Raw genomic sequence first — 14440 nt, 5'->3', positions numbered from 1 at the left:
GTTCTCTCCAAATATATTAAATTAATCTAAATTATCAATTTCTAAAACTACATCTCTTTCAAGATCATGAGTCATCTTATGCTCTAGCCCCATCTTCTTTAAGAGTCTCTGGTAGAGTCGGTAATGTGATTTTGATGTATAAATATAAACCTTATCTAGCTTATCTTGTGACTGAAAATATGAAGTCAGTTGTCCTATTAACTCATCGCTAAGTTTTCTATCCCCTAGCTTTTCATCTACAGTAAAGCGGACAATTTCTCCGACCTTCTTTCCTTTCTCTCTTTTGACAGTAATTCCTGTTGCCTTCTCAAAGGGAAGTAATTCACTTGTATTTTTTGAATCAACAAATGCTAGTCCTCCTCTTAGATTTTCTTTCTTCCCTTTCTCTGTACTCACTAAGAGAGTCGTTCTATTTTCCATTTCTTTACTACTCTTAATAAAATCCTTCACTTCTTGATCAGTTAAGTTAAGTCTCTTTCGATAAGTGTCTGAGACAAATCCCCAGTAACTTGAACTTAAGTCTGAAACTTCTTTCTTTGGTCCATTAAGGTTTAAGATATAGTAGTCACCCTTATCTACAGAGAGCTTAAAGCCCGCCTCACCAAAGGTTTCATTATCCATCTTTTTACTAGAAGCTATAAAATTTAACTCCTCCATATCTTTTACATGATAGAGAGATGAATTTCGCTGAAATCCTTTGTTAACTTTAATCGCCTCTACAATACTCTTAGCAGAACTAAATCCAACCAATGACGTCTCTGCACTTAAGAGAAGTATGTCTCTATTTAAGTCCTCGTTACACTCGATATATTTCTGGTAGTGAGTTCTATTTTTACTGGCCACGAATTGACCCAACTGCTCTCGACACTCCTCTTTTTTCTCAGAGATATTGAGCCCATCTTTGACGAAGTATGCTCCACTAATGGCCCCAGCTGATGCCTTTGTGATATTGGCATAGAGCTCTTCTCGCATTCCCCACTTAAGTAGTTTTGCCCCTTTTAGTCCCCAAACGCCTAGTCTAAACATTGGACCAACAACAAAGGGAGCTGTAAACATTGCAACCTCTACAGCAAGATCTGTATTTCTCTTATTTCGTATATAGTTCTTGTTCTCATTGAAAAAGAAACACGCTTCATTAGTGTTGTCACTATCATTGACCTCGGTATCCCAATCAACACTTGAGAGGAGATCTGAACTCACCTCGTTTAGCTCAAACTCGCCATTTAGATTCTTTACAAAATTCTCTAGACGCTCTTCTCGAATCTCATCTCTCGACTCATTTGTAAAATCAAAATTTCGCATAGACACAGAGAAATTATCATTGATCTCTTTTATACTCTCTTGCGTCGCTGAGAGATAATCTACATAGGTGGAAATGAGTTTTTCATTGAATTTATCTTCATTAAAGTCTGGCTCTAGAACCATTTCCTCTATCTCAGGTCCCGCCAGAATTGGCCTTGCACTTAAGAGAGTCATTTTTAACTCTTGAAGTCTTCTTAGGTGCTCTTCATTTTCAATTTGCATACTAGGAGTACAAACCTTAAAGCACATATTCAATTTCTTAGAAACAATATCGATCTGTTTTGAAATTGATCTTAAAGTTTTATAATCTTCTTTAATCTGCGAGAATTCACTTTGATACCAATCTCTATTTTCAGTATCTTCTACAAAACTATCTCTGAGAAATCTAAGCATCCCTTTATTATTATCTATTTCGGCCTGAAGAAAGTCTCTCTTCTTAGCCGCCATTTCCTGCAACCATCTCCAACGCTTAAAACTATCGATATTTAAGACATCGGGAAGAGAACTCTCTACACCCTCACCCAAGCATTGGTTTTCTTTTACTTTTTCAGACGAGCAAATCCCCTCAATATCTGCATGGATATTGAAAGACAATACTAGAACAATAGTGATTAAAAACTGAGCTCTCTCTCTCATATCTATATTCATCGGTATTTAAGGATAAAAACCTTACTAAAACATTCGGTTACTGCGTAAATAAATTTTGAACTTTATAACCAGGCAGACAAGATGAAACTTGGTTCATCCAATCTGCCTAAGAATTAACAACACAAGTATCTATGCTGCTATATATTTTTCAAATTTTGGATTCGTATAGATGAGATTAATATTCTTTCTACCTTTAATGAGGTTACACACAACTCTACTACCCGAGATATTTCTAAGATCAACAATTAGATCAAAATCTTCTAAAAGATAAGAAGTCAGATCTGAGATATCTGTTTTACTAGAGCCAGTATATTGAATTGCGGCAACGTAAGATTTGAAGTTCCTCAAATGCTTCTTCATACTTTTAAGTTTTAAATTAGATTTAAATTTCTTAGCGGACACACCTTCAATAGAAGGAAGAACCATCGGCTCTTTATGCATACGATGTAGATAATTTACGATGGCATGCTGAACTGTATTCTTTCCAGAATCCTTTGGTGCCAAAATTAGAATTTTCTGGTTCTTCTCTAATGCGGCCCTGATCTCTTTAAATGAACTTGCATCTAGCGAGCCCCACTTCTTTAATTGTCCCAGATCAGGCAATTGTCTCAGACTACTCATAGTATCTCCTCATTAACATTAATAAACCGTGTATTCCTATCGGGTATAAACTAAATAAACTTTAATTCTTCTTTAAAGAAGTTATCTCTAGAAAAAACATTTATTAAATAATAGAATTTTATAAAGAGAATTTTTACTTGAGAGATATTATGAAATGGATTTCTAAATCACTTATATTACTAACTTTTACCATCCCATCTATTCATGCGCTAGAAATAGAGAAGATAAATCTATATGGAAAGATTGCCCTCCTCTCCTCAGTGGATTTAGATCATGGCTCTCAGGCCCTAGGGGACAACTCCTCTAGGATCGGCATCAAATATACTCAAAAAGAAATCATTCCTAATTGGAACGCCTCACTTAGGGGTGAATGGTCAGTTAGCACAAATAGAAATAATAGTGGTTTTGGATCAAGCAATTTTAGAGGAAAGCAATACGATGTTGTTTCAAATGATGGCCCATTTGGAAATAGACTCGGCTATCTTCAATTAAGTAATGGGAACTTTGAAATCTCTGCTGGAAAGATGTGGTCTGTCTTCTATGATATTCCAGAGTACACAGATATTCTTGCTACCGATGGAGCAAGGGCCTCTTCAGTTTATACTAGAACGGGTGAAGTTGATGGAACTTACCGCGCCTCTGAAATTATTCAAGTACGCTATCGATTTAAAGACTTTCGCTTTGGCCTACAAACAAAGCTGACTGGTAAAGAAGCGATTCAATACGACTTTGATGAAGATGGGACCGCAGAATCAACACTAGTCTACAAGCAAGTACAAGCTGGTTCTATTCAATATATTGGGAAATGGATCACTCTAGGAGTGTCGGCCATTAACCTAACTTTTGATAATAATGGAAATGATGAATCCCAGCTCTCTGTATCCTATGGATTCAAAACTAAATATAAGGATGTCTTCTTAAACGGTGTGTACACTCGTGCGAAAGATTTAGAACTTACTGATGATAATCGATTTGTTCACTCCGATGGAATAGAGGCCATTCTTGGTTATAACTTAACTCTGAGTTCAAAAGTCATGACTGGAATTAATAGACAGTCGAGATCAGAGTCGGGAGACTTTAAACTTCTCTACTACTACGCATCTTACATGATCGATATTAAAAGTCTTAATTTAGCCGCTGAGTATATTCACGGCGACAGCACCAATAGTGATGGGAGTGACTTTAAGGATCATAAGCTCAAGCTATCTGCCGCCCTCTCTTTCTAGAGTTCTCAACACTTTTTAGTACTAGTGCCAATTTTCTAAGTAGAAATTGGCCTATTCTTTACTAAGCCACCGTTATCACAAATCAACACAAACACTTAATATTAAAGGAAAATTAAGAAAGTTAATTTTTCTACTCAAATATCTATTCTACAATACCGACAAGTGGTTAATATCTATGAAAAGTAAAGAAAGTAAATTCACATTCATATTACTTTTTCTCCTTCTGGCCATCTCGTGTGCTAAGAAGGAACAAGAAGATATTCTTGAGAATTCTCAAAGTAATCCTATCAACACTTCACCTGAAGTAAGTGTGGCCATTGCCTCTATTAATGAACCAATAAATGGAACATACGGCGAGGGTGGTGAATTAATTTTTCAAATTATCTATGAAGAAATAATTCAAGTCACAGGTACACCTCGAATAAGTTTGAATATTGGAGGAGTGAGTAGCTATGCCACTTATGTGAGCGGAAGCGGAACAAATGGAATTGAGTTTAAATACACGATCTCAAGTGGAGACAATGATATTGATGGAATTTCTCTAAACTCTTCGAGTATTGATTTAAATAGTGGAGAGATGAAAAACTCAGATGGGGATAATGCACAACTTGATTTAAGCTCTGATATAGATAGCTTAAACTCCGTCTTAGTCGATACAACAAATTCTCCACCCGATAAAGTTACTGGAGTGACGACAGCACCAACAACATCTAATACCTCTTTAGGTGTTGCATGGACAGTTCCAAATGATAACGGAATAGATATCTCCGCCTACTCTATCCAGTACAGAGAAGCTGGCACATCGAATTGGACAAATACAAGTTCTTCAACAAATTCAAAAACACTCACAGGACTTAGCTCTGGTACGACATACGAAATTAGAGTTGCTGCAAGTAATGGTGTCTTAGGCGCCTACTCTACGATAGTTACAACTGAGATCTTTGACATACTCTCCTTGAATCCAATTGCTTGGTTAAGTGCAACAGATATATCAAATGGAGGTGCACAACCGTCTCACGGAGATAAGATTGATCAGTGGGAAGATCTCACAGGACTTGCCACAGCTGCAACGGAAACCAATGTTGCGAAACAGCCAGTCTTTCATGAGAATGTTTTTAATGGGCTGCCGGCCGTACGCTTTGATGACTTAGATCGAGGACTTGAAGGTACATTTGTAAGAACAAATAACGGAGGGCTCACTCTAATTACTGTTGGAAAGATGGATACTAATACTTCTAGAAAGTGCTTCTTTGAGTTCTATCAAGAGGGCTCTGCTAATAGTGGTAACGACGCTAGACGAGGATTCTTTTTTACCTATGGTTACAACTCAGCAGGTATTAATGCAAATCTTGATGATACATCTTTTAATATTTGGACGGCCACTGATAGTGGAACACAATCAAGTCAGTGGGAAAATGGAGTGAATCTCTACACTGATAGAAATAATTACTTTCCTCGTACTGACTTCCTAGGTAATGGTGTCTACGTACTCGGTGATGATAAAACTGGTGGTGATCGACTTAATGGATATATTGGAGAATTTCTAATATTCGATAAGATACTCAGCGACGAAGAAAGAACAAAAGTAGAGACTTATTTAAAAAATAAGTGGGGACTCTAATTCTATCACCTCAGAGAGCACTCTTAATTATTTCAGCTGTTTCATCTAATTTCTCTCTACTCGATTCATCAGCATCAGTTCCTGAGAACCCCATTCTATATCCATCACCTTTAAATCTCGGAGTTATATGTAAATGAGTATGAGGCGGCTCTTGACCTGCAACCTCTCCGTCAGAAACAAAGAGGTTTGCTCCTTCACAAGCGATACTGGAGCTCTCGATTGATTTAAGAATTTTCTGAGCGACTTTGAACATCTCTCCTACAGTATCGTTGTCGACTCCAGCAAATCTCTTATGATGCTCATTGGGAATGACTAAAACATGACCCTTATTAATTGGATTTAAATCCATAAAGGCAGATACCTTATCATTTCGATAAACAAAACTTGCAGGTGATTCACCTTTTAAAATTTTACAAAAAATACAATCGTCCATAGCTTCCTAAATATATATTCAATAGATCTCACATATATAGTAATATATTATCATGCAAAATTATAAAGATAATTTAGATAAAGATGGGTTTACTGTTGTAAGGAATGTTTTTTCAAGAAATGAGGTAGAACAACTAAAAGGAAAACTCGAAACTTTAATCGACTCAATCACCAATAAAAAAATTCCAGACAAAGTTAATATATCTAAAAGAAATAATAAAATCTTTTCCCTACATAAAATTGATCAATCTACAATATGTGACTTCAATTATATTAAAGAAGTTAAAAACCTAAAAGAAATCATTATAAATATTCTTGGTGAAAACTTCATCCAAAGTACAATAGAAGCATTTGTAAAATCTCCCGAAGATAATACTAATGTTCCAGAACACCAAGACGGATTTTACTTCTCTATCATTGGAGGCAGAGGTATTAATATTTGGATAGCCCTTACTGACTCAGATAAGAATAAAGGTGGAATTTACTATTATCAGAATTCTCATCGTCTCAAACTTCTTACTCACCAAAATATCACGCCAGGAACATGGGAAGTATCTGATAAGGAAAAGGAAAAATACCTGTCACTTGAGAAGGTCTATCCCGATGTATCTGCAGGAGATATTATCATTCATGATTTCTACACTATACATGGGAGTGACGATAATAAATCGATACAAGATAGAATGGCCATGACTTATTCATTCTTTAGCTCTGATGCAGTTGTCGATTCAAAAATGAGAAATATGGTTATAAAGAATAACTTAAAATCTCTTTTTGATTTAAAAGAATGAATGACAATCTCTTTCTTCAATACTGCCAAATCAGAGTTTCACAATATTATAGAGAGAATGAACCATCTAATCCCATTCTAAACAGAAATGGATTATAAATAGAGCCGGCCGCTCCTAGGTCAACTCCCCCCATAAATCCACCGGAATTATGAATGAGTAGTCCAGAGACAATTAAGTTTACGCCATTATCAACATGAAGAGAGAATGGGATCTCATGCCCATTAGATCCAGGAATTGAACTTCCTAACTGAGTCATCCATTCAACAGATCCGTCGGCTTCTTTCATTTTAAAAATAAAAACATCTATACCAAAACCTCCACCATTTGTATCGGCCACAGCTCCGCCAGCTGTCGCACAAGTAGCATAAAGGTTTCCATCACTATCAACATCAACAAAGGTTCCATTATTTGAAACCCCTACAGCTCCAGCGCAGGACTCTGATTGGGAAAAATCACTTGAAAGAAGCACTTCTTTTACATCACCTAATTGAGAAATCCATAAAAGATTTCCACTTCCATCTAACTTCACAGCGACAATATCATTGCCACCGGCATTCGTCTCACCAGGGGTACCTGCAGTATGCCCTACGCAGTAGACATGATTTCCATCATTAGAAACAGTTATAGAATAGCATTCATCCGTTGCAGAATTGTCACCTGATCCTGTTACAGTTCCTAATTGAGCAACCCACTGTGGAGCTCCTGTTGAATCAACCATAGCGAAAATAATATCTGCATCTCCAAATACTCCGCTTATTGGTTCTGCAAAATCTCCCGATGTTCTACCAGCACAATATAAATTTCCACTGCTATCTATATCCAAACCATAGCACGAGTCCTGAGCACTAGCATCTACAGCTTTTCCACCGACATTAACAGTCGCACTACCAAATTGCTTTACCCATTGAACAGCTCCAGATGAATTTAACTTTGTAAAAAAGATATCTGTTATCCCTGCATTTGCTTCACCTAAAGCACCTGAGGTATTTCCAGCACAGTAAACATTTCCATCACTATCGACTTTTACACCATAGCACTGCTCATTACCTGAAGCATTTTGAACAATGACACCATCATCAGTATCTCCACCTAATTGTGAAATCCAAATAATATTTCCATTTGTATCAAGTTTAGCGACAAAGGCATCACTTCCACCGCCATTTGTTTCACTTAAACCACTCGAAGTTTCTCCAGCGCAGTAAACGTTACCGTCATCATCTAGAGTGATACTATAACAAACATCACTACTAGAGCTATCTAAGACAGCCGCCTTATTTGAACCTAATTGAGTTACCCACAAAAGATTTCCGTCCTTATCCATCTTCATAATAAAAGCATCACCAGTAGCATCTGCAGCTTCACTTGAATCGATGGCACCATTTGTATTTCCAGCGCAATAAATATTTCGATCAGAGTCAGTTATAGTAGAGAGACATGCATCGCTTTGGGTTGTTCCAAAGTCTACAGTAGAGCCGCTTAGTGCCGTTTGTCCATAAAGTCCAATGGAAGAGAGCGCACTTGCAGCACTACTACCTTCTTCACTATCTGAACTCCTAACATTATTTCCAAACTCTCCATCAGAGCAACTTAGAAAGAGCTGTGAAATAAGAAGAAAAATAGCTGTATTTAAAATAGTCTTCATAACTAGTCCGGTTTAATTCCATTGGGAATAAATGATTACTCTTGTCAATAATATCGGTAGACTATGTATATTTCTTAAGAAATCTGAAGAGTTCTAAAGGAAATTAATATTGTATTAAGATAAAGATATAAAAGTTGTTTAATACTGTCTTATTAGTATTCACTTTGTCGCGTGCCAAGCCTTTATTAAAAAGGACTGAAAGAATTCAGTAACATCATTAAAGCCACATCTCTTCATCATATCCTTTGTCTCTTTTGATGAAAGGACCTCAAGAGTATTTTCGACTACATCCTTTACCCTTTGAGCACTCTCATTCTTTGGGCCTGAAGTATATTGAAGACGACACCAATCTTCTAATAGAGATGGATAGTCATTCGAAGAAAAATCAGCGCTGATCTCTGAAACTATTAATCTCCCTCCAAGCTTTAATAATGAATATATATCTTCATAGACTTTCTCTCTTAAAGACAGTTTCTCTATAAAATGCATTACAAATAAACTTAAAACAGCATCAAACTTTTCATTATCTTTATAATCCGATAGATGACCATGAAATAATTCACACCGATGCTCAAGCCCTTCAGACTTAAGGTTTGCCACACATCTTTCTAACATTGCGGATGAAGGATCGATACCAACAAATTGCCATCCCTCATTTTCCTTTGCCAGATGAATAATATCTGCTCCAGTACCTACCCCGACACAAAGAATGACAGCATCATTTGGAAGATCCCTTAGTATTAAGTTATTTAAAAAGTGAAGATTATCTGAAATAGGTTTAAACCTCTTATTACTATTATCATAGTTCTCTCCACCCATTTCTTCGAAGAGCTCAACAAATTTATTACTACTCATATCCTCTCCCTAAAAATTCTCTCTTACTAATTCAGCTACAACACCACTTCCTGCAATCTGCCCCGTTGAAGTGGCCCTAACAACAGAGTGTTGCATAGTAACAATATCACCTGCAGCGAATACTCCATCAACATTTGTCTTTCCCATTTTATCTACTTTTATAAATCCCATTTCATCTTTTTCACATCCAAGAGAATCTGCAAGAGTAGATTTCAATTCAAGGGGAAGAATTGGACCACTGAAGAGAGCATCGAGCTCAAATTCTTCACCATTATTTAAAATAATAGATTTTAAAAACTCTCCTTCTATCCCTAGAGAATCTATTGGCCATTCAATTACCGAGATATTCTTTTCTTCTAACTTTTCTTTAAAATCTTTCGAAAATTCAGCAGGACCCATTGTAAAAATAGTTATATGAGGAGAAAGACTAAAGAGCATTGGAACAATGTGCTCAGCAAACTGGCCATTGCCAATAAAGCCAATTTCTCGATCTTGAAACTCATGTCCGTGACAATAAGGACAGTGAAAGACATTCTTTCCCCACTGCTCACTCAAACCAGATATATTAGGCATCTTATCCTTAACTCCAAATGAGAGAATTACTTTTCTTGCTCTAATACAAGTACTGTCACTGAGAGTTGCTATAAATTTAGAACCTTCCTTTAAAAGGTTTGACACACTTCCCTTTAGAAACTCAATTGTATTATATTTCTCTAAGTCTCTAAGGGAACGACTCCTGAGTTCATTAGGGTTAATTCCATCTAGTCCTGCAATATTATTTGCATGTTTAGAGACTTTATTTCTTGGGTTTCCAGAGTCGACAATGAGAGCAGTTCTTCTAAGCCTACCTAGTGACATCGCGGCACTTAGACCTGCATGGCTGCCTCCTATAATTAATACTTCTACCTCTTTCATAAAAAACTCCCTTCTAAAGACTGAAAAGCCACAATCATGTAACTTTTATTATTACATGACATTCGTTCTTCATGCAACTATAATAATTACATGAAAAAAAATAGCCGAACCTCTGTTGCGATTCACTCAGTTCTTCACCTTTCCATGATGGATAGGCCCGTCACCTCAGAAGAGCTTGGACAATGCCAAAATACGAACCCTGTGATGATCAGAAGAATTCTTGGTGATTTAAAGAAAGCAGAGATTGTTGATTCAGAGAAAGGCCACGGCGGTGGATGGATACTCTTAAAGTCACCTAAAGCAATAACTTTTCAAGATATTTTCATGGCGCTAAATGACAGCTTACTACCTTCTCCTATAGAACTAGATGAGGGAGAGAACTGCTTGATTATGAAAGAGATATGTTCAACGATGGATGAATTTCTAGACGAAGCGGAAATTCTTTTAGCGAAAAAGTTATCGAAAATAACTATTCAATCACTCATAAACCAAATTCCAAAAACTAACTAGGCAAACCAGTAAAACTATCGAGGGCCTCAAGCTTATTATCCCAATCGGCCCTACTATCCGTAAAGAGGTGAGCATTAGGCTTAATAGTAATTGGAGTATCTAAACTGCCAGCGGGAATAACTAAAAGCTCTCCATTATTTTGAATACTAGGAAGTGCTGATCCACACTTAGAGCAAAAGCTTTTAACATGTCGAGTACTTGGTAGTGTAAAAGTTCTTACGTAACTCTCCCCTTTAGTCCATTTGAGACGAGAATTACTTGAGAATAAATTTGCAGAATGAGCTGAGCCCGTATCTTTTTGACAATAGCTACAGTGACACAGATAAAAGCAGTCAAAGTCACCTTCAAGTTGATAGTGAACTTCTTTACACAGACAAGATCCATTTTTAATACTTTCCATACTTTCTCCAACTAAGACTGAAACCATGTCTTAAAGCTTGGCCACATCGGCTGCCAGCTCAAAACATCTCTAGTCCAACTATTATCACATCTCTTACCTGTAGATGATTCATTAGCAAATACTACATTTTTAGACTCTTCTCCGAGAACGATCTTAGAAAATTCATCCTTAGTAATAGGGTTTGAGTCACACCCAAGATAACGAAATCCTCTTTGTCCATTTACGAGGACGTTAACAGCAAGCTTTGCTGCATCGAGAGTGTGTATTAAATTTAAAAATGAATCTCTTGAAGAATTGAGCTTCATTTTATTTTTTAAATAAATATGGGGACCTCTCACTTGGTCATAGAGACCTGAAAGCCTTAGAATAATTCCAGAGTTATTAACGACAAGATTTTCAGGCCCTGCCAAGCGATGCTCATGATCTATTGGAGACTCTTCATTCACAATCCCAGAATTATTCTCTAAGAATATCGACGAGGAAGAAATAAATAAGAAGTTCCCTACTCTATCCCAACACTCTAGGGCCCTCTTTATCAGATCTAAATAATCGTCTTTTGGTGGTATTGAAAAAATAATATGAGATGCCTTTGGTAGTTCATCACTTCCAAGAAGTGGAATAAGACCTTTATCCATTAAGGCAGAGTGTTTACTCTTTGAATGTGTGATAGCAAATACTGAAGCTTCAGGATAGCGCTCTTTCCAAAGACATCCTACCCTCTCTCCGAGATTACCTGCACCAAAAACTAATAAATTCTTTTTCATAATTAACTTTAATCATCTCTGTAAAATTTCTATAATTAACTCATATCTTTTAGATGATGCCTATACAATAATAAAGAAATAGGACAAAGGTTAATTAAATGGAATTAAATGCAGCAGAATTAAAATCATTTGCTACGGCAGAATTAAATACTTATCTACTGAGTTCATTAAGTATTGATAACAATAAAGCGCTCAAAGAAATAGAAGAAGAAATTCTAGATGAATATAGAGATTTAAACTCTGAAGATACAAAGAGAGCGAGACTAGACTACTTTAAAGTTAATGATACAAAGTCAGATGATTACGCCGAAAAGATTCTTGAACTAGAAGATAATAAGAAAGTAATCTATGGAATAAGACATAAGGGCGCAAACCCAGATCTTCCCTTCGTACAATTAAAAGCAAATTTTTCCATCACTTCTAAGGCCGATGCCCTTGAGATTTATCAAAAAGTAAGACATGAGTTTGAAGTCTTTAAGCCTCTTTACATAAACTTTCATAATGCCATAAAAGTCGATGCTGATTTCTATGGGTCTATATACATGGTTGCTAGTACCAAAGAAATTATAGAGTGTCCCAACTGGTCAAACGAAGGCAAAATAACTTTCGAAGCTATTAAAGATAATTCCTACTATGACTGGTATAAGGATGGTTATGACCAATTCCACCTCGATGCGCCCGATCTTAAAAGTAAAGTTACAGTCAATAGCTGTAGCTCGATGGAAGATTCATTAGAGCAGGGTCTTCTTAAATTCGTTTACTTAAATGATGAGCGCATTGGACTTATTGCAGGAGAGAGAAGTGACTTTCTAGGCTCTAGTGCTGTCTATTTTCACGAGATCTTTATTTCTAAGAAATGGAAAGGAAGAGGTCTGGCAAAAGTCGTCCAGCAGAAATTTATAAAGGACTTCTGCTCGGACTTAAACTTTGTTTGGGGAACTATAGATGCTCACAATCTCCCCTCTTATAAAACAGCATATTCAAACGGTAGAAGGGCCGTACGATATGAATGCTTTGTAAATATTTAAAGCTTTAAGCGTGATAGTTCCAAATTCTAATTCACAACTTCTAAGACCTCTTCTTGTATATCGTTTATACGAAATGACTTTAATTTTAAAATAATTAATAAACCAAGAAATGCGAGAACAACCCCTACCCACCATGAGGATGATAGAATATAGCCCGCAGCAATTGGCAATCCACCAAGCAGTGCTCCTATTGAGTTTCCGACATTAAAAGCAGCTTGCCCAAGAGATGCCCCAAGAAATGGTGACTCCTTAGCATTATTGATGAGAAGAAGTTGTAGAGGAGCAACAAGGGCCATAGCATTTGCTCCCGTTAAGAAAGTGAGAATATATGTTGGTATTTTATACTGGGCCAACGAAGCGTCGAGAGTTAGTATAATAATCATAGAAACCAGTAAAAATATCCCCGCTTTAATTGGTGAGAGCGTATCTCCTAATTTACCTCCTAGCCAATTTCCAAACGTCATTCCAACACCAGCAAAAGCTAGAACATAAGGAATATGACCCTGAGACACATTAGTAACTTTAAGAAGTATTGGCGTAATATAGCTAAACCAAGCAAAGAAAGCACCGAATCCAATAGACATTACTGCGATAATATACCAAAGCCTTGGGTTTTTAAAAATTTTGAAGTCATGAGAAAGATCTTTTGGAGCCTCATGCTTGATCTTTGGAACCCAGATATAAATACAAAGAATAGCGAGTAAACCAATCAATCCAACTAACGCGAAAGAGAATCTCCAACTCGTTGCTTGACCAAGGTAAGTCCCAAATGGAACACCGATGATATTACTGATAGTTAGACCTGACATCATTGCTGCAAAAGAAGAAGCTTCTTTTCCAGGAGCGGAAATCTTTCCTGCGACGACAGCACCTACTCCAAAGAAAGCTCCGTGAGGAAGACCTGAACAAAATCTTAATAAGATTAAAGAAATTGAATTAGGCGCGAGAGCGGAAACTCCATTAAAGACAGCGAAGATGGCCATTAGATAGATGAGCATCTTTCTAGGCGGTAATGTTCTTCCAAATATTGTTAGCAGTGGAGCGCCAATGACAACTCCTAAAGCATAAGAAGAAATATAGTAACCAGCCTCAGGTATGGTGACATTCATTGATGAAGCGATTTCAGGAAGTAGCCCCATTATGACAAATTCAGTAAAACCAATTCCAAAGGCTCCTATGGCCAGAGAGAATAGACTTAGCGCAGTTTTATTTTTCATAAATTCCTATTGTAGAGATTCAAATCTCCCCCTTTTAGGAATAGATATAGCTCCCAAATGGTTCGATAGTACGAATATATTCGAACATTGGAATTAAGTCAACCTGCGTGTTATAGTGGAAGTATGAGACTCATGAAACTACCCAATATTGAAGACATAGATATTACAGATGTAATGTATGCACTGTCTGATCCTGCAAGAGTTGAGATTATACGACTCATGGCAAGTACTAATGAAGCTATGACTTGTGGCGATCTTCAATTAGATAGACCTAAATCTAGCATGTCTCACCACTTTAAAATCCTTAGAAGCTCTGGAATTGTTCAAACTCAAATAGAAGGAAAAGAACATTATAATACCCTAAGAACTGAAGAATTAGAGAACAGATTCCCCGGTGTATTTAAGAGCATAATTAAGTACCTACTTAGTCAGTAGAAATCCAAAGACTGATCGTACTTATAAAACTCA

General features: G+C 36.7%; 15 protein-coding genes. 6 read left to right on the top strand and 9 right to left on the bottom strand.

Translation table 11 applies throughout. The features are described from left to right. Window positions 1-21 precede the first annotated feature (21 nt). Complete coding sequence (locus BMS_RS05570) at window positions 22-1950, bottom strand: hypothetical protein (protein ID WP_014243822.1); 1929 nt, start codon at window positions 1948-1950, stop codon at window positions 22-24. A 129-nt stretch (window positions 1951-2079) separates the two neighbouring features. Further along, a complete protein-coding gene (locus BMS_RS05565) occupies window positions 2080-2571 on the bottom strand; it encodes a hypothetical protein (RefSeq protein ID WP_014243821.1) in 492 nt (163 codons plus the stop codon). A gap of 149 nt (window positions 2572-2720) precedes the next feature. Here BMS_RS05565 and BMS_RS05560 point away from each other — a divergent pair, with 149 nt between their 5' ends. Together BMS_RS05560 and BMS_RS05555 are read left to right on the top strand one after the other, a co-directional pair. After that, the gene (locus tag BMS_RS05560; protein WP_157868246.1) at window positions 2721-3797 is read left to right on the top strand and encodes a porin; all 1077 of its coding nucleotides are present in this window, start codon (window positions 2721-2723) and stop codon (window positions 3795-3797) included. Window positions 3798-3972: 175 nt separating this feature from the next. Beyond that, window positions 3973-5418, top strand: coding sequence for a fibronectin type III domain-containing protein (locus BMS_RS05555; protein ID WP_044557327.1), 1446 nt, complete (start codon window positions 3973-3975; stop codon window positions 5416-5418). Window positions 5419-5428: 10 nt separating this feature from the next. Here BMS_RS05555 and BMS_RS05550 read toward each other — a convergent pair whose 3' ends face one another. Further along, complete coding sequence (locus BMS_RS05550) at window positions 5429-5851, bottom strand: HIT family protein (protein ID WP_014243818.1); 423 nt, start codon at window positions 5849-5851, stop codon at window positions 5429-5431. Between the two features lie 52 nt (window positions 5852-5903). Here BMS_RS05550 and BMS_RS05545 point away from each other — a divergent pair, with 52 nt between their 5' ends. Beyond that, window positions 5904-6641 carry a phytanoyl-CoA dioxygenase family protein gene (locus BMS_RS05545; protein WP_014243817.1) on the top strand — a complete coding sequence of 246 codons (738 nt, stop codon included), beginning with the start codon at window positions 5904-5906 and terminating at the stop codon, window positions 6639-6641. Between the two features lie 46 nt (window positions 6642-6687). On the opposite strand, the gene BMS_RS05540 is transcribed toward BMS_RS05545, so the two are convergent. From BMS_RS05540 to BMS_RS05530, 3 genes are all read right to left on the bottom strand, one after another. Further along, the gene (locus BMS_RS05540) at window positions 6688-8283 is read right to left on the bottom strand and encodes an SBBP repeat-containing protein (RefSeq protein ID WP_014243816.1); all 1596 of its coding nucleotides are present in this window, start codon (window positions 8281-8283) and stop codon (window positions 6688-6690) included. Window positions 8284-8442: 159 nt separating this feature from the next. Then, on the bottom strand, window positions 8443-9138 hold the full coding sequence (locus BMS_RS05535) for a class I SAM-dependent methyltransferase (RefSeq protein ID WP_014243815.1): 696 nt from the start codon (window positions 9136-9138) through the stop codon (window positions 8443-8445). A 9-nt stretch (window positions 9139-9147) separates the two neighbouring features. Further along, a complete protein-coding gene (locus BMS_RS05530; RefSeq protein ID WP_014243814.1) occupies window positions 9148-10053 on the bottom strand; it encodes an NAD(P)/FAD-dependent oxidoreductase in 906 nt (301 codons plus the stop codon). Between the two features lie 90 nt (window positions 10054-10143). Between BMS_RS05530 and BMS_RS05525 the strand changes: the two genes are divergently transcribed. Continuing rightward, the gene (locus BMS_RS05525) at window positions 10144-10563 is read left to right on the top strand and encodes an RrF2 family transcriptional regulator (RefSeq protein ID WP_014243813.1); all 420 of its coding nucleotides are present in this window, start codon (window positions 10144-10146) and stop codon (window positions 10561-10563) included. Here the strand turns inward: BMS_RS05525 and BMS_RS05520 are convergent. Further along, window positions 10556-10963, bottom strand: coding sequence for a GFA family protein (locus tag BMS_RS05520; RefSeq protein WP_014243812.1), 408 nt, complete (start codon window positions 10961-10963; stop codon window positions 10556-10558). The two genes, BMS_RS05525 and BMS_RS05520, sit on opposite strands and share 8 nt — an antisense overlap. An 11-nt stretch (window positions 10964-10974) precedes the next feature. Then, a complete protein-coding gene (locus BMS_RS05515) occupies window positions 10975-11727 on the bottom strand; it encodes a Rossmann-fold NAD(P)-binding domain-containing protein (protein WP_014243811.1) in 753 nt (250 codons plus the stop codon). Window positions 11728-11825: 98 nt separating this feature from the next. On the opposite strand from BMS_RS05515, the gene BMS_RS05510 reads away from it, so the two are divergent. After that, window positions 11826-12755, top strand: coding sequence for a hypothetical protein (locus BMS_RS05510; protein ID WP_014243810.1), 930 nt, complete (start codon window positions 11826-11828; stop codon window positions 12753-12755). A 26-nt stretch (window positions 12756-12781) separates the two neighbouring features. Here BMS_RS05510 and BMS_RS05505 read toward each other — a convergent pair whose 3' ends face one another. Then, the gene (locus BMS_RS05505) at window positions 12782-13972 is read right to left on the bottom strand and encodes an MFS transporter (RefSeq protein ID WP_044557326.1); all 1191 of its coding nucleotides are present in this window, start codon (window positions 13970-13972) and stop codon (window positions 12782-12784) included. Window positions 13973-14095: 123 nt separating this feature from the next. Here BMS_RS05505 and BMS_RS05500 point away from each other — a divergent pair, with 123 nt between their 5' ends. Continuing rightward, window positions 14096-14407 (top strand): ArsR/SmtB family transcription factor, encoded by a 312-nt coding sequence (locus BMS_RS05500; protein WP_044557325.1) that lies wholly within the window; start codon window positions 14096-14098, stop codon window positions 14405-14407. Window positions 14408-14440 lie beyond the last annotated feature (33 nt).

Origin of the sequence: Halobacteriovorax marinus SJ (genome assembly GCF_000210915.2) — a bacterium.
Taxonomy (GTDB): domain Bacteria; phylum Bdellovibrionota; class Bacteriovoracia; order Bacteriovoracales; family Bacteriovoracaceae; genus Halobacteriovorax; species Halobacteriovorax marinus.
This window is presented reverse-complemented; position numbering and strand designations above follow the sequence as displayed.